Here is a 21,273-nt window from a genome sequence, read left to right on the forward strand (position 1 = left end):
TTTATATGTTTTTCTTTGCATATAAATCACCCTGACCTCCCATCACAACAGCCCCCCACCCTACGGGGCCCAGCACTACTGGAGGAGACCGCCATGCGCCAGCGCGAGGCAAAATCCGATCTGGCTTCCACCGGCGGCGCCCGTGGCGGCGCGTTGGCGCTGGACGCCGCCCAGGCGTCCGCCAGCCCGGCGGTGGCGGCCACCGCCCGCATCCTGGCTCGCCTGAAGGACCAGCCCGGCCCCCTGTTGCCGGTGCTGCACGCGGTGCAGCACGAACTGGGCTGTATTCCGGCCGAGGCGGTGCAGACCATCGCCGAGGCCCTGAACCTGTCGCGCGCCGAAGTCCATGGCGTCATCACCTTCTATCCCCACTTCCGCAGCGAACCCGCCGGGCGCCACACGCTGGAAGTGTGCCGCGCCGAGTCCTGCCAGGCGATGGGCGGCGAACAACTGGCCGCCCATGCGCGCCAGGCGTTGGGCTGTGATTTCCATGCCAGCACGCGCGACGGCGACTTCACGCTGGAGCCGGTGTACTGCCTGGGCCTGTGCGCCCAGTCGCCGGCGGTGATGCTGGACGGCCAGCCGCACGCCCGCGTCACGCCGGCCAAGCTCGACCGCCTGCTGCATCGCGCGCGGGAGGCCGGCCAATGAGCGCCCCCACCCTGATCTACGTGCCGCGCGACGCCGCGGCGCTGGCCATGGACGCCGACGCCGTGGCCGCCGCCATCGAACTGGCCGCCGACGAACGCGGCCTGGCCGTGCAGGTGGTGCGCAACGGCTCGCGCGGCCTGCTGTGGCTGGAACCGCTGGTGGAGATAAACACGCCCCAGGGCCGCCTGGCCTACGGGCCGGTGCAGCCCGAGGACGTGCCGGCACTGTTCGACGCCGGCTGGCTGACGGGCGGTGAACATCCGCTGGGCCTGGGCCTGACCGAGGAAATTCCTTATCTCAAGCAGCAGGAACGCCTGACCTTCGCCCGCGTCGGCGTGATCGATCCGCTGTCGCTGCAGGACTACGCCGCGCACGGCGGCCTGCAGGGCCTGAAGCGCGCGCTGGCCATGGAGCCCGCCGCCATCGTCGAAGAGATGGTCACGTCGGGCCTGCGCGGACGCGGCGGTGCGGCCTTTCCCACCGGCATCAAGTGGAAGACCGTGCTGGGGTCGCCGGCCGACCGCAAGTACATCGTCTGCAATGCCGACGAGGGCGATTCGGGCACCTTCGCCGACCGCCTGCTGATGGAAGGCGACCCCTACGTGCTGATCGAGGGCATGACCATCGCCGGCCTGGCGGTGGGCGCCACCTACGGCTACATCTACGTGCGTTCCGAATACCCGCACGCCATCGCCACGCTGGAGGCCGCCATCGAGCGGGCGCGCAGCGTCGGCTGGCTGGGCGACGACGTGCACGGCAGCGGCCGCCGCTTCGACCTGGAAGTGCGCAAGGGCGCCGGCGCCTATATCTGCGGCGAGGAAACCTCGCTGCTGGAGAGCATCGAGGGCAAGCGCGGCGTGGTGCGCGCCAAGCCGCCGCTGCCGGCGATCGCGGGCCTGTTCGGCAAGCCCACCGTGATCAACAACGTGATCTCGCTGGCCACCGTGCCGATCATCCTGGCCAAGGGCGCGGCCTATTACCGCGACTACGGCGTGGGCCGCTCGCACGGCACGCTGCCGTTCCAGCTGGCCGGCAACCTCAAGCAGGGCGGGCTGGTGGAAAAGGCCTTCGGCTTGAGCCTGCGCGACCTGCTCTACACCTTCGGCGGCGGCAGCGCCTCGGGCCGGCCGCTGCGCGCGGTGCAGGTCGGCGGCCCGCTGGGCGCCTACCTGCCGGAATCGCAGTGGGACGTGCCGCTGGACTACGAAGCCTATGTCCAGATCTCGGCCATGATCGGCCACGGCGGCCTGGTGGCGTTCGACGACAGCGTCGACATGGCGCGCATGGCGCGCTATGCGATGGAGTTCTGCGCCATCGAGTCCTGTGGCAAGTGCACGCCCTGTCGCATCGGCTCGACCCGTGGCGTGGAGACCATCGACAAGATCACCGCCGGCGGCCCGGGGCGCGAACAGCAGGTGCACCTGCTGCGCGACCTGTGCGACACCATGCTGGGCGGATCGCTGTGCGCCCTGGGGGGCATGGCGCCCTACCCGGTGCTGTCCGCGCTGAACCACTTCCCGCAGGACTTCGGCATCGAGTCCGCGCAGTCCGCCGCCCACCCCGCCTGAATCCGAGACCGCCATGCTAGAAACCGTCATCAAGCGCGACCGCGATCTGGGCACCCCGGCGCGGGTGTCCGAAAAGACCGTCACCCTGACCATCGACGGCCAGGAAATCACCGTGGCCGAAGGCACCTCGCTGATGCGCGCGGCCGCCGAGGCCGGCATCAACATCCCCAAGCTCTGCGCCACCGACAGCCTGGAGCCGTTCGGCTCGTGCCGCCTGTGCCTGGTGCAGATCGAGGGCCGCCGCGGCTATCCCGCCTCGTGCACCACGCCGGCCGAGAACGGCATGGTGGTGTTCACCGAAACGCCCAAGCTGCACGACCTGCGGCGCGGGGTGATGGAGCTGTACATCTCCGACCATCCGCTGGACTGCCTGACCTGTCCGGCCAACGGCGACTGCGAACTGCAGGACATGGCCGGCGTGGTGGGCCTGCGCAACGTGCGCTACGGCTATGACGGCGCCAACCACTTGAAGAGCGAGAAGGACGAGTCCAACCCGTACTTCACCTATGACGCCTCCAAGTGCATCGTCTGCAACCGCTGCGTGCGCGCCTGCGAGGAAACCCAGGGCACCTTCGCGCTGACCATCTCCGGCAAGGGCTTCGAGTCGCGCGTGTCGCCGGGGCAGGACCAGCCGTTCCTGGACAGCGAATGCGTGTCCTGCGGCGCCTGCGTGCAAGCCTGTCCGACCGCGACCCTGCAGGAAAAGACCGTCATCATGATGGGCCAGGCCGAGCACTCGGTGGTCACCACCTGCGCCTATTGCGGCGTGGGCTGCGGCTTCAAGGCCGAGATGAAGGGCCAGGAAGTGGTGCGCATGGTGCCGTGGAAGGACGGCCAGGCCAACCGCGGCCACTCGTGCGTCAAGGGCCGCTTCGCCTGGGGCTACGCCACCCACAAGGAACGCGTGCTCAAGCCGATGATCCGCAAGCGCATCACCGACTCCTGGCGCGAAGTGTCGTGGGAAGAGGCGATCGAGTACGCGGCTTCCGAATTCCGCCGCATCCAGGGCCAGTACGGCCGCGACGCGGTCGGCGGCATAACCTCGTCGCGCTGCACCAACGAGGAAACCTGGCTGGTGCAGAAGCTGGTGCGCGCCGCCTTCGGCACCAACAACGTCGACACCTGCGCCCGCGTGTGCCATTCGCCCACGGGCTACGGCCTGAAGCAGACGCTGGGCGAATCCGCCGGCACCCAGACCTTCGACTCGGTGATGCACACTGACGTGGTCATCGTCATGGGCGCCAACCCGTCCAGCGGCCATCCGGTGTTCGCCTCGCGCCTGAAGCGCCGCCTGCGCCAGGGCGCGCGGCTGATCGTGATCGACCCGCGCCGCATCGAGCTGGTGAGTTCGCCGCACATCAAGGCCGACTTCCACCTGCAGGTGCGGCCCGGCACCAACACCGCGCTGCTGTCATCGATGGCCCACGTCATCGCCACCGAAGGGTTGATCGACGAGGCCTACGTGGCCGAGCGCTGCGAGGCCAAGGCGTTCCAGGAATGGCGCGACTTCGTGTCGCTGCCCGAGAATTCGCCCGAAGCCATGGCCGAGATCACCGGCGTGCCGGCGCAGGCTGTGCGCGGCGCGGCGCGCCTGTTCGCCACCGGCGGCAACGGCTCGATCTACTACGGCCTGGGCGTGACCGAGCACAGCCAGGGATCGACCACCGTCATGGCCATCGCCAACCTGGCCATGGCCACCGGCAATGTCGGCCGCGAGGGCGTGGGCGTGAACCCGCTGCGCGGCCAGAACAACGTGCAGGGCTCCTGCGACATGGGTTCGTTCCCGCACGAGCTGCCGGGCTACCGCCATATTTCCGACAACGTGGCGCGGGCGCAGTTCGAGCAGGACTGGGGCGTGACGCTGCAACCCGAGCCGGGCCTGCGCATTCCCAACATGTTCGAGGCCGCGCTGGGCGGCACCTTCAAGGGCCTGTACTGCCAGGGCGAGGACATCGTGCAGTCCGACCCCAACACGCAGCACGTGGCGGCGTCGCTGGCGGCGATGGAGTGCATCGTGGTGCAGGACCTGTTCCTGAACGAGACCGCCAAGTACGCGCACGTGTTCCTGCCGGGTTCGTCGTTCCTGGAAAAGGACGGCACCTTCACCAACGCCGAGCGCCGCATCTCGCGCGTGCGCAAGGTGATGGAGCCGAAGAACGGCAAGGCCGACTGGGAAGTGACCGTGGCGCTGTCGAACGCGCTGGGCTATCCCATGAACTACCGCCACCCGCGCGAGATCATGGAAGAGATCGCCCGCCTGACGCCGACCTTCAGCGGCGTCAGCTACGAGAAGCTGGACAAGCTGGGCAGCCTGCAATGGCCGTGCAACGACGACGCGCCCGAGGGCACGCCGATCATGCACATCGACAGCTTCGTGCGCGGCAAGGGCAAGTTCATGATCACCAAGTACGTGCCGACCGACGAACGCAGCACGCGCCGCTTCCCGCTGCTGTTGACCACCGGCCGCATCCTGTCGCAATACAACGTGGGCGCGCAGACCCGCCGCACGCCCAACGTCATGTGGCACAGCGAGGACGTGCTGGAGATCCATCCGCAGGATGCCGAGGACCGTGGCGTCGCCGAAGGCGACTGGGTCGGCATCCAGAGCCGCTCGGGCGAGACGGTGCTGCGCGCGACCCTGACCGACCGGGTGCAGCCGGGCGTGGTATATACCACCTTCCACTTCCCCGAGTCCGGCGCCAACGTCGTCACCACCGACAGTTCCGACTGGGCCACCAACTGCCCCGAGTACAAGGTCACGGCCGTGCAGGTCACGCGCGTGTCCCAGCCATCGGAATGGCAGCGGCAATGGTCGCGCTTCGCGGACATCCAGCAGAAGCTGCTGCGCGAGCGCTCACGCGAAAGCGAAGCCACGCTGGCGGGGAAATAACCCCGACAGCCGGCCGGAGCCGCCATGGACCACAGCCCTTCCTCCCCCGCAGACCGCCCCGATTCCGTGGCGGCCCAGGTGACCCGCGTGCGGGCCGGCGCCATCGCGCCGCACGCCGAGGGCGACCGCCTGGCCGAGGAAACGCCAGTGGCGCTGGAGTTCAATGGCATCAGCCACGCCACCATGCTGGCCACGCCCGCCGACCTGGAGGACTTCGCCGTCGGTTTTTCGCTGTCGGAAGGCATCATCGACAGCGTGGCCGACGTGCGCGGCATCGACGTGCTGCCGCAATGCGACGGCATCGTGGTGCAGATCGAGATTTCCAGCGCCTGCGAGGCGCGCTTGAAATCGCGCCGCCGCGCCATGGCCGGACGCACCGGCTGCGGGCTGTGCGGCGTCGAGACGCTGCCCGAGGTGCTGCGGCCGGTGGCGCCGGTGCCCGCCGGCGCGCCGCTGCCGGTGGGCGCGGTGCTGCGGGCGATGCGCGACATGCGCGCGCGCCAGGCGCTGCATGACCTGACCGGGGCCACCCACGCCGCCGGCTGGGCCGACGCCAGCGGCGCCGTGGCCCTGGTGCGCGAGGACGTGGGCCGCCACAACGCGCTCGACAAGCTGGTCGGCGCGCTGGCGCGCCAGGCCCTGTCCGCCGCGCACGGCGTGGTGCTGGTGTCCAGCCGCGCCAGCTTCGAGATGGTGCAGAAGACCGCAGCGGCCGGCGTCGGCATCCTGGCGGCGGTATCGGCCCCGACCGCGTTGGCCGTGCGCCTGGCCGACAGCGCCGGCATCGCGCTGCTGGGCTTTTTGCGCGACGACGACGCGACCCTGTATTCCCACCCTGAACGCATCACTTCGCAGACCTGACACGCATGGAAATCGGCAACCTGATCCGCATGGCCAACCGCATCGGCCAATTCTTCGAAGCCATGCCGCTGCGGCCGGAAGCGGTGGAAGGCGTGGCCAACCACATCCACAAATTCTGGGAGCCCCGCATGCGCAACGAGCTGCTGGACTTCCTGGCGCGGCAGCCCGACGGCGATGCCGGCGAACACCAATTGCATCCGCTGGTGCTGGAGGCGGTGGCGCAGAACCGCGAACGCCTGACACCGCTGGCGCGCGTGTCCTGACCGACCGACGCGTCCGCACCGATCCGCGTGCCCACGACGGCGCGCGGGCGCAGCAAGCTTTACCGCAGCAAAGGGTTCAACAAGAGACGGCGGGACTGGATTTCTCCAGCCAACGCCGCTATAAAGCCGCACCCCGAGGAGACCTCATGGAAAGCACTGCAACACTCGACCTGCCCGGCGCCAAGCCGGGCTTCCTGGACAAAGAACGCACCATCGCCGGGCCGGGCTTCTCGCGCTGGCTGGTGCCCCCGGCCGCGCTGGCCATCCACCTTTGCATCGGCATGGCCTATGGCTTTTCGGTGTTCTGGCTGCCCCTGTCCAAGGCCATCGGCGGCGCCCAGCCGCTGCAATGCCCGGCCGACATGAGCCTGGTCGCCGAACTGTTCACCACCAGTTGCGACTGGCGCATCTCCACCATGGGGTGGATGTACACGCTGTTCTTCGTGCTGCTGGGCTGCTCGGCGGCCCTGTGGGGCGGCTGGCTGGAACGCGCCGGACCGCGCAAGGCCGGCGTGGTGTCGGCGCTGTGCTGGTGCGGCGGCCTGGTGATCTCGGCGGCCGGCGTCTACCTGCACCAGATGTGGATGCTGTGGCTGGGCTCGGGCGTCATCGGCGGCATCGGGCTTGGGCTGGGCTATATCTCGCCGGTCAGCACGCTGATCAAGTGGTTCCCGGACCGTCGCGGCATGGCGACGGGCATGGCCATCATGGGCTTCGGCGGCGGCGCCATGATCGGCGCGCCGCTGGCCGACGTGCTGATGCGCCACTTCGCCACGCCCGCCTCGCCGGGCGTGTGGCAGACCTTCCTGACCATGGCGCTGGTGTACTTCGTCTTCATGATGTCGGGCGCGCTCGGCTACCGCGTGCCGCCCACCGGCTGGAAGCCGCAAGGCTGGACCGCGCCCGCCAAGCACGCCAACAACGTCATGATCACCAAGGGCCACGTGCACGTGAAGCGGGTCTGGGGCGTGCCGCAGTTCTGGCTGGTGTGGCTGGTGCTGTGCCTGAACGTGACCGCCGGCATCGGCATCCTGGGCATGGCCTCGCCGCTGCTGCAGGAAGTGTTCGGCGGCGGTCTGATCAACAAGCCCGAGCTGGGCTACGGCCAGCTCGACAAGAGCCAGCTGGCCGCGATCGCCGCCATCGCCGCGGGCTTTACCGGCCTGCTCAGCCTGTTCAATATCGGCGGCCGCTTCTTCTGGGCCAGCCTGTCGGACAAGCTGGGCCGCAAGATGACCTACCTGATCTTCTTCGTACTGGGCTTCGCGCTGTACGCGGCGATTCCCTGGACCGCGCACATGGACGCGCTGGCGCTGTTCGTGGCGGCCTTCTGCGTCATCCTGTCGATGTATGGCGGCGGCTTCGCCACCGTGCCGGCCTACCTGGCGGACCTGTTCGGCACGCAGATGGTGGGCGCCATCCACGGCCGCCTGCTGACGGCGTGGTCGGCCGCGGGCATCTTCGGGCCGGTGCTGGTGAACTACATCCGCGAATACCAGCTGTCCATCGGCGTGCCGCGGGCGCAGGTGTATGACATCACCATGTACATCCTGGCCGGCATGCTGGTGCTGGGCTTCCTGTGCAACCTGGCGATCCGCCCGGTGAACCCCAAGTACTTCATGAGCGACGAGGAACTGGCGCGCGAAAAGGCCCTGGCGCATGAACGCGCGGCGGCGGCCGAGACCCACGGCGTGGGCGCCTCGACCTTCCGCACGCCGGCCGCGCTGGTGCTGTTCGCCTGGGCCTGCGTCGGCATCCCGCTGGCCTGGGGCATCTGGATCACGCTGCAGAAGGCCGTGGTGCTGTTCCACTGATACCGCCCCGAAGGGCGGCGCCAGGCGCCGTCCGCCGCCCCGAAGGCGCGAAGCTGCTACATTGGCAGCCCGCGCCTTGTTTTCTTTTCCCCCCTGGATTTCCCCGTTTCATGACCGTCCTGCCCCTGAAGCCCGCCTTGTCCGGAGCGTCCCGTTGACCCTGCCTGAACTGCATTGGACCGAGGGCGAAGCCCCGGACCAGACCCACCACACCGCCCGCTGGCGCTCGGAATCCGGCGCCACGCCGCCCAAGCGCGTGGTGCTGGCCGACGACCGCACCACTGCGGACGTGGCCTATCGCCTGGCGTGCGAAGGCGTGGGCCTGCTGTGGCGCGGCGACTTCCAGAATGCGCGCCAGTTGTTGCAGGCGATCACGCGCCGCGTCGACAAGCGCCCGCGCAAGCCGGTGGACACCATGCTGGAAGCCTTCAACCAGCATCGCCAGATCCAGTCGCAGCGCGCCCGCATCCTGGGCATGCTGCTGATTCCGTTCGACGCCGGCCACGGCATTTCGCTGCGCCGCGCGCCGGATGCGCGGCAGGCCTGCGAAGAAGCCCACGGCCCCGCCGACGAACCGTACGTGGCGTCGCTGCGCGAACTGCTGGGCCTGATCGGCGCCTTCGAATGGCGCAAGAAAGGCGTGGAGATTCCCGCGCTGGACAACCGCATCCACCCGCACTACGGCGTGTTTTCGCCGCTGCGCGGCGAGTACATCGACCTGGTGGCGCGCACCCCGATGCCGCGCGGCAGCGTGGCCTTCGATATCGGCACCGGCACCGGCGTGCTGGCGGCGGTGCTGGCGCGCCGCGGCGGCAAGCGCGTCATCGCCACCGACATGGACCCGCGGGCGCTGGCCTGCGCCCGCGAAAACGTCGAACGGCTGGGCCTGTCGAAACAGGTCGAGGTGGTGCAAGCCGACCTCTTTCCCGAAGGCCGGGTGTCGCTTGCCGTCTGCAACCCGCCGTGGCTGCCGGCCCGCCCCAGTTCGCCCGTCGAGCACGCCGTCTACGACCCCGACAGCCGCATGCTGCGGGGCTTCCTGAACGGACTGGCGGCGCACCTGACGCCCAGCGGCGAGGGCTGGCTGATCCTGTCGAACCTGGCCGAGCACCTGGGGCTGCGCACCCGCGAGCAATTGCTGGAGATGATCGAGCAGGCCGGCCTGCGCGTGCTGGAACGCATCGATACGCGGCCCACGCATGGCCGCGCCAGGGACCCCGGCGATCCGCTGTACGCGGCGCGTTCGAAGGAAGTGACGTCGCTGTGGCGTCTGGCCGCGGCCTGAGAGCGGTCAACCGGTCTCACGGTAAAAAAACGGCCTCACGGCCGTTTTTTCATGCCCGCCCCGCCGCGACGTTGACGCTAATGGCGATGATGAAGACGTTGAAGAAAAAGGCGATGACGCTGTGCACCAGCGCCGTGCGCCGCATCCGCCGGCTGACGATTTGCACGTCGGAAACCTGGAACGTCATGCCCAGCACCAGGGCGAAATAGGCGAAGTCCCAGTAGTCGGGATCTTCCTTGCCCGGAAAATCCAGGCCCTTGTGCATGGCATTGCGACGGCTGTAGTAGCCATGCGCGTAATGCAGCGCGAAGATCATGTTCAGGTAGAGCCACGACAGCACGATGCTGACGGCGGCCGCCACCAGGTCGGCCACGCCCTCGGCGCCGCCTGCCGCGCGCATTTCGGTCCACAGCGCCGCCATCACCAGGCAGGACAGCGCCACGCTGCTCCAGAGCACGGCGCTGCGGCCGACGTCGACCTGCTGCGCGCGTACCCGCATCATGTCCGGCGTGGCCCTGCCGAACGCGGCGCCGGTCAGCAGCAGGAACACCAGCGCTGCCACGTCGAACGCCAGCAGCCCGGCGCGGCTGGGCGTGAGGCCGACGCGCCACAGCGCGCCGGCCAGGATGGCGAACAGCGCGCCGCACAGCACCAGCCGCCGGTGCGCATGGAAGAACGGCAGCGGCGCGATCCCGGCGGGCGGCGATTCGATATCCGGATCCTTGACCGGCAGCGTCATGGCGGACTCCCAGCGTGGCAGGAGCCTAAACGCTAACCGATAGCGAGCAATCCGACCAGCGCCCCGCCGAACAGCAGCCATAGCGGGTGGATGCGCGAGGCGCTGCCCAGCAACGCGACCACGGCGGTGATGGCGCCCAGCAGCCAGGAATGCACCGAGGCCTCGGTGATCAGGGCGGCGCTGGCGGCCACCAGCCCCACCGTCATGGGGAAGATGCCGGCCTGGATCACGCCGCGCCAGGGCCGGTCCTTGAAGCGCTCCCACAGGCCCAGGGCGATGATGGTGATGAGGGACGACGGCCCGAACTTGGCCAGCGTGGTGACCAGCATGCCGGCCCAGCCGGCCACGTGCCAGCCGACCAGCGTGACCACCATCAGGTTGGGGCCGGGCGCCGCCTGGCCCAGGGCGAACAGCGCGGAGAAGTCGGCGGCCGTCATCCAGCCGTGCACCTCCACCACCTGGCGCTGCATTTCGGGCAGGATGGTGTTGCCGCCGCCGAAGGCCAGCACCGACAGCTGCGAAAAGATGATGGCCAGGGCGATCAGGGTCTGCATCATCGACGTTGCCTCCAGACCAGCAGGATGCTCAGCGGCGTCAGCACCGCCATGGTCGGCAGCAGCGGGATGCGCAGCACCGCGATGGCGATGAAACAGGCCGTGGCCACCAGGCCGGCCAGCCAATCGCGGCGCTTCAGGACCGGCATGCCGATCTTGACCGCCATCGAAATCAGCAGCCCCGCGGCGGCCGCGGCCAGCCCGGCGAACAGGTGCTGGATGTGCGGGTCGTTCTGGAAACGGTCGTAGACCATGCCCAGCAGCACCACGATGGCCGAAGGCGCCAGGATCAGGCCCATCAGCGCCGCGAAGGCGCCGCGCGGGCCGCGGAACTTCATGCCCAGCGCCACCGACAGGTTGATGATGTTGCCGCCCGGCAGGAACTGGCACAGCCCCAGCAGGTCGGTGAACTCGGCGCCGGACAGCCAGCGGTGCTTTTCGACCACCATGCGGCGCGCCAGGGGCAGCGCGCCGCCGAAGGCGGTCAGGCCGAGCATGAGGAATCCGTAGAACAGTTGCCCGCAAGTGGGCGGCGGCCGCGTGGCGGCGTCGGGGGAATCAGGTGCTGCTGCGTTCATTGTCGTGGAGGTCGCGGCGGGTCCGCAAGGCGCCGGGAGTGGAGAGACAGCACGCAGCCTACTCCCGCGCCAGGATAATGTCTAATATATGACTGGTTAAACACTCATATCCTATTCATATGGCATCCGTCGACCTGCGTCTGCTGCGCTATTTCCTGGCGGTGGCCGAGGAATCCCACCTGACCAAGGCCGCCGCCCGGCTCGGCATCCGCCAGCCCCCACTGAGCCAGCAGATCCGCGTGCTGGAACAGGAGCTGGGCGTCACGCTGTTCCACCGGCTGCCGCGCGGCATGGATCTGACCGAAAGCGGCCGCGCCCTGCTGGCCGACGCGCGCAGCATCCTGGCCCTGGTCGACCAGGCGGTCGATGGCGTGCGGCGCGTGTCGCTGGGAGAAAGCGGCAGGCTGACGGTGGGTTTCACCGGTTCGGCGGCCTTCCATCCCTTCGTGCCGTCGCTGATCCGCCGCTTTCGCGAGAACGCGCCGCAGGTGCGCCTGGTGCTGGAGGAAAGCAGCACCGGCGAACTGATGGAAGACGTGCGCGACGGCCGCGTCGACGTGGCCTTCATCCGCGGCGCCCATGGCGTCGACCGCGGCGTGGCGGTCGAGACCGTGCTGGAGGAAAGCATGCTGGCCGCCTTTCCGGCCGACCACCCCATGGTCAAGGGCCGCGCGCGCAAGCGCATCGCCCTGTCGGAACTGGCCGACGAATCGCTGATCCTGTATCGCCGCCACAACGGCCCGGGACTGTACGATGCCATCATTTCGGCGTGCCGCGCCGCGGGCTTCAGCCCCAGGGTGGCCCAGGAAGCGCCGCGCATGCTGTCCACCCTCAGCCTGGTGGCGGCCGGCCTGGGCGTGTCGCTGGTGCCGGCCTCGCTGCGCCGGGTCAATATCGAGGGCGTGGTGTACGTCAACGTCAGCGGCCCGGTGGCAATGCGCGCGCCGCTCACGCTGATCTGGCGCGACGCGCCGCTGACCGGCGCCATCCGCCGCCTGATCGAGGAAGTGCGGGCACACCGCGAAGCCGAGGACCCGGCGCGATAGCGCTACACTGGCCCCCCCCAGTCCCAGCCGCATCCCCATGCCCGCCCCCCATCCCATCGGCGTATACGACTCCGGCGTCGGCGGATTGAGCGTGCTGCGCGCCATCCGCGAGGCCCTGCCGCACGAGCACCTGCTGTACGTGGCCGACTCCGCCCACGTGCCCTACGGCGAGAAGACGCAGCAATACGTCCAGCAAAGGGCGCTGGCCATCGCCGACTACCTGGTGTCGCGCCGGGCCAAGGCCATGGTGGTGGCCTGCAACACCGCCACGGCCGCCGCCATCGCCGCCCTCCGCGCCCGCCATCCGGACCTGGCGATCATCGGCGTGGAACCAGCCATCAAGCCGGCCGCGCACCTGACGCGCAGCGGCGTGGTGGGCGTCTTCGCCACCACGGGCACGCTGGCCAGCCCCAAGTTCGCCGCTCTGGTGCAGCGCGAGGCGCCGGAGATCCGCATCCTGTTCCGCCCCTGCCCCGAATGGGTGCTGCAGGTGGAACGCGGTGAAATCCAAGGCGAGGCCGCCGCCCGCGTCGTGGCCGCCCCGGTGCATGAACTGCTGGCCCAGGGCGCCGATGCGCTGGTGCTGGGCTGCACCCATTTCCCGTTCCTGCATGACGCGATCCAGGCAGCGGCGGGCCCCGCCGTGCCATTGTTGGAAACCGGCGGGCCGGTGGCGCGGCGCCTGCGGCACCAGTTGCAGGAACGCGGACTGCTGGCGGGCGCGGACCCCGGCGCGGTGGAACTGGTAACCACCGGCGACGCCGCCGCGCTGGCCGGCCTGGCCGCGCAACTGCTCGGCCTGCCGGCGACCGCCACGCGGGTGCCGCCCGGGTGGTGCTGACGGGCCGATTCCGTTTCCTTTGATTGCGCGCATCCCGCCGGCCCCCGTCCGACGGAATAATTGCGTAAAGTGGAGTTGCCGCGGCGCCGCCATGACGGGGCGGCCGCGGGCTCGCGGACAACAAGGAGACGTCGATGAAACGCATTCTGATCCCGGTGGACGGCTCGCAGCATGCCGTCCACGCCGTGCGCGCCATGCTCGATGCGCGCAGCTATGACCCCGTCGAACGCGTGGAGCTGCTGACCGTGCAGATCCCGCTGCAGGCCGGCAAGATCGGCCGCGGCCTGTCGCAGGCCGATATCGACGCCTATCACCAGGAAGAAGGCGAGGCCGCGCTGCGCGACGCCAGCGCCTTGCTGGCGCAAGCCGGCGTGCCGTTCACCCCGCGCATCGAGACCGGCGCGGCGGCCGAGACCATCGCCCGCGTCGCCGCCGAGATCGACGCCGACGAAATCTACATGGGCACGCGCGGCATGGGCTCGGTGGCCGCGCTGTTCATGGGCTCGGTCGCCACCAAGGTCCTGCACCTGACGGAATTGCCCGTCACCCTGGTCAAGTAAGGAGCCGCCATGCTGAACATCCTCGTCCCCGTGGACGGTTCCGACAATGCCAACCGCGCCGTGCTGCACGCGCGCCAGCTGGCCCAGGGCGCGCCCGACGCGCGCATCCACCTGCTCAACATCCAGTCGCCGCCGCAGGGCCGCGCCGGCCTGTCGCGGCTGGTCACGCAGGACATGATCGACGAGTACTACGTGCGTGAGGGCCAGGAAGCCGCCGATGAAGCGCGCAAGCTGCTCGACGTCACCGGCACCGACTACACCAGCCATGTCGAATTCGGCAAACCGGCGATCGAGATCCACGCCTATGCGCAGGAACACCAGTGCGCGCGCATCGTCATGGGCACGCGCGGCCATGGCGCGCTGGCCGGCGTGCTGATCGGCTCGGTCGCCAACCAGGTGGTGCAACTGGCCGAGGTGCCGGTGACGCTGGTGCGCTGACCCCCGGCGCGGGCGCGAGGCGGCCGGCGCGGCAGGTCCGCTAGAGGCCGGTCGGCAACGCCGGCAAGGTCAGCGTCACGCGCAGCCCGCCCAGCGGCGATGGCCCCGCGCTGACCTCGCCACCATAGGTGCCGGCCAGGTCGCGCACGATGTCCAGGCCCAGGCCGGAACCAGGCCGTTGCTCGTCCATGCGCACGCCACGCTCGAAGATGCGTTCGCGCTCGTCTTCGGAGATGCCCGGGCCGTCGTCGTCGATCACGATGCTCAGGCGGTCTGGCGCGGTCGCCTGGGCGCCGATGCGGACGCGCCGCACGGCCCATTTGCAGGCGTTGTCGAGCAGGTTGCCGACCATTTCCTGCAGGTCCTGCTCCTCGCCGCGAAACTCGAGCCGGTCGGCGAATTCGTCCATCTCCAGTTGCAGTTCCCGTGCCGCATACAAGCGCTGCATGACGCGCAACAGCGCCTGTAGCGGCGCCCGCAGCGGCGTGCGTCCGCCCGCCGTGCCGGAGGCCGCCGCGGCGCGCGCGCGCGCCAGGTGGTGGTCGATCTGGCGCTGCGCCATCGCAACCTGTTCACGCACCAGGCGGGCGAAGGCGCCCTCTTCGCGCATCGCCGCGTTGCCCAGGATGGTCAACGGCGTCTTGACCGCATGCGCCAGGTTGCCGGCCTGGGTCCGCGCCCGTTGCACGATGTCGGCGTTGACCGCCAGGACGCGGTTGAAATCATCGACCAGCGGCTGGATCTCGCTGGGAAAACGGCCCTCGATGCGAACGCTGTTGCGGCCCTGCTGCGCGGCCAGCTGGCGCCGCAGCCGCCCCAGCGGCCGCAACCCAACCATCACCTGCACCACCGCTGCCGCCACCAATCCGGCGGCCAGCGCGCCCAGCGACAGCAACAGCATGTGGTCGAAGCGTTCGATGGGCTCGGCCAGCACCGCGCGATCGGCGGCCACCACCAGGCGCAGCGCGCCGGCGTCGCTGTCTTCGGGCTTGAGCAGGCGTGTCAGCGCGCTCAGGTCGTGGTTCTCGGGTCCGGCGATGTCATGGAAACCATCGGTGCGGTCAGTGGCGGGCAGGGCCAGTACCTGGTCCCATAACGAGCGCGAACGCGCCACGCCCGCGGCCACCACGCGGCCGGCGTCGTCGAGACGGTCGATCTGCCAGTACAGGCCGGACAGCGGCTGCTCCAGGCGCGGATCGCTCAAGGGAGAGGCCACGGTCGGTCGCCCGTCCGGCGCCACGCTGACCGCCGCCGTCAACTGATTCATGTGCAGCGCCAGTTCGGCCCGCAACTGTTCGGAAATGTGCTGGCGAAACAGGCTGCCCAGTCCCCATCCGGCCAGCACGATGATCGCCGCGATCCAGGCGAGCGTGCCGGCCAGCATGCGCCAACGCAGCGACCCCGGCGCGCGCGGCCCGGTCATGACGGACAGGCGAGCCGGTAACCCAGCCCGCGCACGGTCTCGATGGTGTCGGCCGGCAGCTTCTTGCGCAGGCGGCCGATGAACACGTCGATGGTGTTGGAGTCGCGGTCGTGGTCCTGGGCGTAGATGTGTTCGATCAGGTCACCGCGCGAGACCACCTCGCCGGCGTGCTGCATCAGCACCGCCAGCACCTTGAATTCGTGGCTGGTGAGGTTCAGCGGCTGGCCGTCGACAGTGGCGCGGGCCAGCCGCGTGTCGAGCATCAGCGGACCGCAGCGCCATTGCGCGCTGGCGTGGTTGCTGTGCCGCCGCAGCAAGGCGCGCACGCGCGCCAGCAGTTCTTCCATGTGGAAGGGCTTGGTGAGGTAGTCGTCGGCGCCGGCGTCGATGCCGGCGACCTTTTCGTGCCAGTTGGAACGCGCGGTCAGGATCAGGACCGGCATGCCGCGGCCGGCCGCGCGCCATTGCTTGAGCACCGTCAGGCCGTCCATCACCGGCAGGCCCAGGTCCAGCACCACCACGTCGTAGGTCTCGACCTCGCCCATGTAGTGCGCGTCGGCGCCGTCCGCGGCGGTGTCGACGGTATAACCCGCAAGCCGCAGGGCCTCGGCCAGCTGCGCGGCCAGGGTCGGTTCGTCTTCGACGACAAGTATGCGCATCAGTGTCGGTTCCGGAATTGGATGTCGCGCCCCTTCATGCCCAGCACGGTGCCGTCGCGCGCATCGATCTTCAGCTTGACCAGGCTGCCGCCGGGCTGCAGCAGGCGGATTTCGTAGAGAAAGATGCCGTCATCCTCCTCGAATTCCACCTTGACCACCTGGCCAGGGAAATCACGCTCGACGATATCCAGCACCGACCGCAACGGCAACACCTTGCCGGCCTGCAGGGCCTGGCGCGCCTGTTCATGGTCGCTTTCGTCGGCGCGGCCCGCGCCCGGCCCGAGGGCCAGCGCCAGGGCCAGCGCGGGGCCGGTCAGCCAGATTGCGATACGTAGGCGTGCGGTCATGGGAATTCCGTCGGGCGGTCGCGTTCCAGGGTAACCCGGCGCGCGGGGGAAAAACAGGGAGCACAAGCGCCTCATTTATAGCGGGCAGAACATGAACGGCGGGTGAACGAGGGCTTCAGAACGGGTTCATGCGCCCCGCCGAATAATGACGTCATGGCCGATCCACGGCCCTACCTCGACCTTCAGGAGAAAACCGCATGAACCCGATCCGCAAGACCCTGTCCGCCCTGGCCATCGGCGCCGCCGCCGTCGGCGGCACCGCCGCGCTGGCGCAGACCGCACCCCAGCCCGCTCCGGTGACCCCGGCGCCCGCCGCAACCGCGCCGGTCCAGGCCGCCCCCGCCGCGCAGATCCTGACCGTGCGCCAGGTCTATGACACGCTGACCGCCGCGGGCTATCGCAACATCACCGAGATCGAACTGGAGCATCACCGCGGCTACGACGTCAAGGCCGACAACCCGCAAGGCCAGCGCGTGAAGCTGCGGGTGGACGCGCAGACCGGCGCGGTGCTGCGCAGCCGTATCAAGGATTGAGGCCGACGCCATGAAAACCCGTACCGCCCTGGGACTGTTCCTGCTGGCGCTGACCGGCGCCTGGGCCATCGACGCCCTGGTGCTGCAACCGGCGGCCACGGCCGCCTGGCCCTGGGTGCTGCGCCAGCAGGCGCTGTACCTGACAGGTGTCTGGTCCATCGGCCTGATGTCGCTGATCATGCTGCTGGCCTTGCGCCCTGCCTGGCTGGAAGGTCCGCTGGGCGGCATGGACAAGATCTACCGGCTGCACAAATGGGCCGGCATCCTGGCCATCGGCGCCGGCGCCGCGCACTGGCTGGTCAAGCTGGCCAGCACGCCGCTGAAGGCGCTGGTCGGCGTCGAGGGCAGGCCGGCGCGCGACGCGGTGCTGGCCATGCTGGCGGATTCGCGCGGATTGGCCAAGGACCTGGGCGAATGGACGATCTACGCGCTGCTGGCCATGCTGGTCATCACGCTGTGGCGCCGCTTTCCGTACCACGCCTGGCGCATCGTCCACCGCGCCATGCCGCTGGCCTACCTGATACTGGTGTTCCATACCCTGGCGCTGGCGCCGGCCTATTACTGGACCGGGCCGACCGGCGCGCTGCTGCTGCCGTTGATGGCGGGCGGCGCCTGGGCCGCGCTACTGTCGCTGGCCGGCCGCATCGGCCGGGCCCGGCGCGTGGCGGGCCGGGTGACGGCGCTGACGCAACGGCCCGGCGACATCCTCGAAGTCACCTGTGAACTCGGTGCGCGCTGGCCCGGCCACGCCGCCGGCCAGTTCGCCTTCGTCACCTTCGACCGGCGCGAAGGCGCGCACCCGTTCACCATCGCCAGCGCGCCGCATCGCGGACGCCGCGACGTGACGTTCCAGATCAAGGCGCTGGGCGACTACACCCAGCGGCTGGCCGCCACGTTGCGCGAGGGCGCGCCCGTGATGGTGGAAGGCCCCTATGGCCGCTTCGAGCGTCCCGCCGCCGGCCCGCAGGTGTGGGTGGCGGGCGGCATCGGCGTCACGCCTTTCCTGGCCTGGCTGGAGGCCGCGCGCGACGCGTCCGGCCACACGCCGCCGGTCTGGCTGCACTATTGCGTGCGCGACGGCGCAACCGACCCGTTCGTGGACGTGCTGCGGCAACGCTGCGCCGCGCTGGACAACGTCACGCTCCAGGTACACAGCGCCGCCGCCGGCCAGCGCCTGGACGCCGCCGCGCTGGCGCAGGGCGAAGTGGCCGCCGGCCGCGTCGCCGATGTCTGGTACTGCGGCCCCGCCGGACTGGCGAACGCATTGCGCAAGGGCCTGCGGCGCCTGGGGCGCGGCAACGTCCACTGGCATCAGGAAGCCTTCGACATGCGCTAGCCCCCCACGCCGCCACCGGCCCCTCGCCCGGTGGCGGCGCGCAAGGCCGCGCCGCCCCGTCGTATGATGGAAGTTCGCCCATCCGCGCCTGGAGCCGCGCCATGCGAATTCGATACCTGTTGCCGGCGCTCGTCGCGGCCGCCAGCCTGGTGGCCGCTTGCGGCGAAGTCGCCCGCCTGCCGGTCGAGGCCGGCATGGGGCCGCGGCCCGAGTTGCCCGCCCCCAATACCACCCTCATTCCCACGGTCAACACGGCCAGGGCGGTGGGCTGGAGCGAGACCGGCCTGCCGACGCCGGCCAGCGGCCTGGCGGTCACCGCCTACGCCCGCGGCCTGGATCATCCGCGCTGGCTCTACGTGCTGCCCAATGGCGACGTGCTGGTGGCCGAGACCAACGCGCCGCCCAAGCCGCCCGAGATGTCCGGCGGCCTCAAGGACTGGGCCGCCGGCATCGTCATGAAGCGCGCCGGCGCGCGCACGCCCAGCGCCAACCGCGTCACCCTGCTGCGCGGCCTGACGCCCGATGGCGCGGCGCAGACGCGCAGCGTGTTCCTGGAAGGCCTGAATTCGCCCTTCGGCATGGCGCTGGTGGGCGACCAGCTGTATGTCGCCAACGCCGACGCGGTGCTGCGGTTTCCGTACCAGGCCGGCCAGACCCGCATCGACGCGCCCGGCGTCAAGGTGACCGACCTGCCCGCGGGGCGCAACCATCATTGGACCAAGAACCTCATCGCCAGCGCCGACGGCGCCAAACTGTATGCGACGGTCGGCTCGAACAGCAACGTCGCCGAGAACGGCATGGCGGAAGAGGAAGGCCGCGCCGCCATCTGGGAAATCGACGTCGCCAGCGGCGCCAAGCGCCTGTATGCCAGCGGCCTGCGCAACCCGGTGGGCATGGCCTGGGGCCCCGACGGCAAGACGCTGTGGACGGCGGTGAACGAACGCGACGAGCTGGGCAGCGACCTGGTGCCCGACTACATGACTTCGGTGCGCGACGGCGGTTTCTATGGCTGGCCATACAGCTACTTCGGCCAGCACGTCGACACCCGGGTGAAGCCGCCGCGCCCGGACCTGGTGGCGCAGGCGATCGTGCCGGATTACGCGCTGGGGCCGCACACCGCCTCGCTGGGGCTGGCCTGGTCCGGCGGCGCCACGCTGCCGGCGCCGTTCACCCACGGCATGTTCGTCGGCCAGCATGGTTCCTGGAACCGCGACCCGCGCAGCGGCTACAAGGTCATCTTCGTGCCATTCACCGGCAACCGCGCCGACGGCCAGGCGCGCGACGTGCTGACGGGATTCCTGGACGCGGACGGCCAGGCCCGCGGCCGGCCGGTGGGCGTGGCCGTGGATGGGCGCGGCGGCCTGCTGGTGGCCGACGACGTCGGCAACGTGATCTGGCGCGTAACCGCGCAGCCAGCGGCGCGTTGATGCGGCGCCCGCGCAATTCGCTGGCGTCCGATTGCGCTGCGTCAAACCGCCGGCGGGCAAGGCCGGCCCAAGAGGCGTAGACTGAGGTCGGATCACTTTGTCGCCCGCGGGATCCGGTGCAACGGCTCCGCGGCCCTTTTCCCCTCGACACCTGGAGGCATGAACATGCTGTTGAAGAATCTCTGCGCCGCGACCATCCTGGCCCTGGCCTCGGCGCCCGTGCTGGCGGCCGAATGCTCGGTCGACATCGCCGGCAATGACCAGATGCAGTTCGACAAGAAGGAAATCACGGTCAGCAAGAGCTGCAAGCAGTTCACCGTCAACCTCAAGCACCCCGGCAAGCTGGCCAAGAACGTCATGGGCCACAACTGGGTGCTGACCAAGCAGGCCGACATGCAGGGCGCCGTCAACGACGGCATGGCCGCCGGCCTGGACAACAACTACGTCAAGAAGGACGACGCCCGCGTCATCGCCCACACCAAGGTGATCGGCGGCGGCGAGACCGATTCGGTCACCTTCGACGTCAGCAAGCTGGCCGCCGGCCAGGACTATGCCTACTTCTGCTCGTTCCCCGGCCACTTCGCGCTGATGAAGGGCGTGCTCAAGCTGGTCGACTGATCGCCCCTGCCGGCCTCGCGGGATCTGCGCGGGGCCGCCGCGCCCGCCCCTACAATGGCCGTTTGCCAATACTCTTGGGGAACGACGCATGAGCACGGATAAAGTGGCAATCATCACCGCCGGCGGCAGCGGCATGGGCGCGGCCGCGGCGCGCAAACTGGCCGCCGACGGCTACCGCGTGGCGATCCTGTCCTCGTCCGGCAAGGGCGAGGCGCTGGCCGCCGAACTCGGCGGCCTGGGCGTGACCGGTTCGAACCGCTCGCCCGAGGACCTGGCGCGGCTGGTGGACGCGACCCTGCAGAAGTGGGGCCGCGTCGACGCCGTGGTCAACAGCGCCGGCCACGGTCCCAAGGGTCCGCTGCTGGAGATCAGCGACGACGACTGGCACCTGGGCATGGAGTTCTACCTGCTCAACGTGGTGCGCATCGCGCGCCTGGTGGCGCCGGTCATGAAGCGCCAGAAATCCGGCGCCATCGTCAACATCTCGACCTACGCCACCTTCGAACCGGAGGCGCTGTTCCCCACGTCCGGCGTGTTCCGCGCCGGCCTGGCCGCGTTCACCAAGGTGTTCGCGGACGAATACGCCGAACACAACGTGCGCATGAACAACGTGCTGCCCGGCTTCATCGACAGCCTGCCGGAAAAGGAAGACCGGCGCGCGCGCATCCCGATGGGCCGCTACGGCACCGCCGAGGAAGTGGCCGACCTGATCGCCTTCCTGGCCTCCGACGCTTCCTCGTACATCACCGGACAGAACATCCGCATCGACGGCGGCATCACCCGTTCGGTCTGATCCGCGGGGCCCGGCCGGCCCCCGCGCGGGCCGGCGCGCCGCGCGTGCG

General features: G+C 69.7%; 22 protein-coding genes. 16 read left to right on the forward strand and 6 right to left on the reverse strand.

Features of this window, described 5'->3' with window-relative positions; genetic code table 11:
• Positions 1-93: 93 nt before the first annotated feature.
• From ACUTAG_RS08355 to ACUTAG_RS08385, 7 genes are all read left to right on the forward strand, one after another.
• Positions 94-651: a formate dehydrogenase subunit gamma gene (locus ACUTAG_RS08355; RefSeq protein ID WP_006386680.1), complete on the forward strand. Its 558-nt coding sequence runs from the start codon at positions 94-96 to the stop codon at positions 649-651.
• Positions 648-2,219, forward strand: coding sequence for a formate dehydrogenase beta subunit (locus tag ACUTAG_RS08360; protein WP_054447280.1), 1,572 nt, complete (start codon positions 648-650; stop codon positions 2,217-2,219). Before ACUTAG_RS08355 ends, ACUTAG_RS08360 begins: the two co-directional genes overlap by 4 nt.
• A gap of 13 nt (positions 2,220-2,232) precedes the next feature.
• Positions 2,233-5,109 carry a formate dehydrogenase subunit alpha gene (gene fdhF / locus ACUTAG_RS08365; protein ID WP_026384322.1) on the forward strand — a complete coding sequence of 959 codons (2,877 nt, stop codon included), beginning with the start codon at positions 2,233-2,235 and terminating at the stop codon, positions 5,107-5,109.
• A 24-nt stretch (positions 5,110-5,133) separates the two neighbouring features.
• Positions 5,134-5,970 (forward strand): formate dehydrogenase accessory sulfurtransferase FdhD, encoded by an 837-nt coding sequence (gene fdhD / locus ACUTAG_RS08370; protein ID WP_038504311.1) that lies wholly within the window; start codon positions 5,134-5,136, stop codon positions 5,968-5,970.
• A gap of 5 nt (positions 5,971-5,975) precedes the next feature.
• Positions 5,976-6,233 carry a formate dehydrogenase subunit delta gene (locus tag ACUTAG_RS08375; protein ID WP_006386685.1) on the forward strand — a complete coding sequence of 86 codons (258 nt, stop codon included), beginning with the start codon at positions 5,976-5,978 and terminating at the stop codon, positions 6,231-6,233.
• Positions 6,234-6,379: 146 nt separating this feature from the next.
• Entirely contained in the window at positions 6,380-8,047 is a 1,668-nt protein-coding gene (locus ACUTAG_RS08380) for an OFA family MFS transporter (RefSeq protein ID WP_148316946.1), read from the forward strand.
• Positions 8,048-8,201: 154 nt separating this feature from the next.
• Positions 8,202-9,332 carry a methyltransferase gene (locus ACUTAG_RS08385; RefSeq protein ID WP_148316948.1) on the forward strand — a complete coding sequence of 377 codons (1,131 nt, stop codon included), beginning with the start codon at positions 8,202-8,204 and terminating at the stop codon, positions 9,330-9,332.
• 49 nt (positions 9,333-9,381) lie between these two features.
• Here the strand turns inward: ACUTAG_RS08385 and ACUTAG_RS08390 are convergent, their stop codons facing one another.
• From ACUTAG_RS08390 to ACUTAG_RS08400, 3 genes are read right to left on the reverse strand one after another with little or no spacing between them, the layout of a single operon-like run.
• Positions 9,382-10,071, reverse strand: coding sequence for a DUF1345 domain-containing protein (locus ACUTAG_RS08390; protein ID WP_148316950.1), 690 nt, complete (start codon positions 10,069-10,071; stop codon positions 9,382-9,384).
• A 32-nt stretch (positions 10,072-10,103) separates the two neighbouring features.
• Positions 10,104-10,628 (reverse strand): chromate transporter, encoded by a 525-nt coding sequence (locus ACUTAG_RS08395; protein ID WP_006386689.1) that lies wholly within the window; start codon positions 10,626-10,628, stop codon positions 10,104-10,106.
• On the reverse strand, positions 10,625-11,203 hold the full coding sequence (locus ACUTAG_RS08400) for a chromate transporter (RefSeq protein WP_006386690.1): 579 nt from the start codon (positions 11,201-11,203) through the stop codon (positions 10,625-10,627). The genes ACUTAG_RS08395 and ACUTAG_RS08400 overlap by 4 nt, the downstream gene beginning before the upstream one ends.
• Before the next feature lie 119 nt (positions 11,204-11,322).
• Here ACUTAG_RS08400 and ACUTAG_RS08405 point away from each other — a divergent pair, with 119 nt between their 5' ends.
• From ACUTAG_RS08405 to ACUTAG_RS08420, 4 genes are all read left to right on the forward strand, one after another.
• Complete coding sequence (locus ACUTAG_RS08405) at positions 11,323-12,249, forward strand: LysR substrate-binding domain-containing protein (RefSeq protein ID WP_148316952.1); 927 nt, start codon at positions 11,323-11,325, stop codon at positions 12,247-12,249.
• Positions 12,250-12,286: 37 nt separating this feature from the next.
• The gene (gene murI, locus ACUTAG_RS08410; protein WP_148316954.1) at positions 12,287-13,090 is read left to right on the forward strand and encodes a glutamate racemase; all 804 of its coding nucleotides are present in this window, start codon (positions 12,287-12,289) and stop codon (positions 13,088-13,090) included.
• A gap of 134 nt (positions 13,091-13,224) precedes the next feature.
• On the forward strand, positions 13,225-13,650 hold the full coding sequence (locus tag ACUTAG_RS08415) for a universal stress protein (RefSeq protein WP_020926638.1): 426 nt from the start codon (positions 13,225-13,227) through the stop codon (positions 13,648-13,650).
• Between the two features lie 9 nt (positions 13,651-13,659).
• Positions 13,660-14,088: a universal stress protein gene (locus tag ACUTAG_RS08420; protein ID WP_006384626.1), complete on the forward strand. Its 429-nt coding sequence runs from the start codon at positions 13,660-13,662 to the stop codon at positions 14,086-14,088.
• A 40-nt stretch (positions 14,089-14,128) separates the two neighbouring features.
• Here the strand turns inward: ACUTAG_RS08420 and ACUTAG_RS08425 are convergent, their stop codons facing one another.
• From ACUTAG_RS08425 to ACUTAG_RS08435, 3 genes are read right to left on the reverse strand one after another with little or no spacing between them, the layout of a single operon-like run.
• A complete protein-coding gene (locus tag ACUTAG_RS08425; RefSeq protein ID WP_148316956.1) occupies positions 14,129-15,511 on the reverse strand; it encodes a sensor histidine kinase in 1,383 nt (460 codons plus the stop codon).
• Complete coding sequence (locus ACUTAG_RS08430; protein ID WP_026384331.1) at positions 15,508-16,170, reverse strand: response regulator transcription factor; 663 nt, start codon at positions 16,168-16,170, stop codon at positions 15,508-15,510. The genes ACUTAG_RS08425 and ACUTAG_RS08430 overlap by 4 nt, the downstream gene beginning before the upstream one ends.
• The gene (locus ACUTAG_RS08435) at positions 16,170-16,517 is read right to left on the reverse strand and encodes a PepSY domain-containing protein (protein WP_020926635.1); all 348 of its coding nucleotides are present in this window, start codon (positions 16,515-16,517) and stop codon (positions 16,170-16,172) included. Before ACUTAG_RS08435 ends, ACUTAG_RS08430 begins: the two co-directional genes overlap by 1 nt.
• A gap of 197 nt (positions 16,518-16,714) precedes the next feature.
• On the opposite strand from ACUTAG_RS08435, the gene ACUTAG_RS08440 reads away from it, so the two are divergent.
• From ACUTAG_RS08440 to ACUTAG_RS08460, 5 genes are all read left to right on the forward strand, one after another.
• Positions 16,715-17,050 carry a PepSY domain-containing protein gene (locus tag ACUTAG_RS08440; RefSeq protein ID WP_026384332.1) on the forward strand — a complete coding sequence of 112 codons (336 nt, stop codon included), beginning with the start codon at positions 16,715-16,717 and terminating at the stop codon, positions 17,048-17,050.
• A 10-nt stretch (positions 17,051-17,060) separates the two neighbouring features.
• A complete protein-coding gene (locus ACUTAG_RS08445) occupies positions 17,061-18,386 on the forward strand; it encodes a ferredoxin reductase family protein (RefSeq protein ID WP_049054952.1) in 1,326 nt (441 codons plus the stop codon).
• A 101-nt stretch (positions 18,387-18,487) separates the two neighbouring features.
• Positions 18,488-19,813, forward strand: a complete 1,326-nt coding sequence (locus tag ACUTAG_RS08450; protein WP_148316958.1) for a PQQ-dependent sugar dehydrogenase — start codon at positions 18,488-18,490, stop codon at positions 19,811-19,813.
• A gap of 165 nt (positions 19,814-19,978) precedes the next feature.
• Positions 19,979-20,431, forward strand: coding sequence for an azurin (gene azu, locus ACUTAG_RS08455; RefSeq protein ID WP_006384410.1), 453 nt, complete (start codon positions 19,979-19,981; stop codon positions 20,429-20,431).
• Positions 20,432-20,519: 88 nt separating this feature from the next.
• The gene (locus tag ACUTAG_RS08460) at positions 20,520-21,224 is read left to right on the forward strand and encodes an SDR family oxidoreductase (protein ID WP_020926631.1); all 705 of its coding nucleotides are present in this window, start codon (positions 20,520-20,522) and stop codon (positions 21,222-21,224) included.
• Positions 21,225-21,273 lie beyond the last annotated feature (49 nt).

Source organism: Achromobacter sp. CSND-B12, assembly GCF_052906545.1.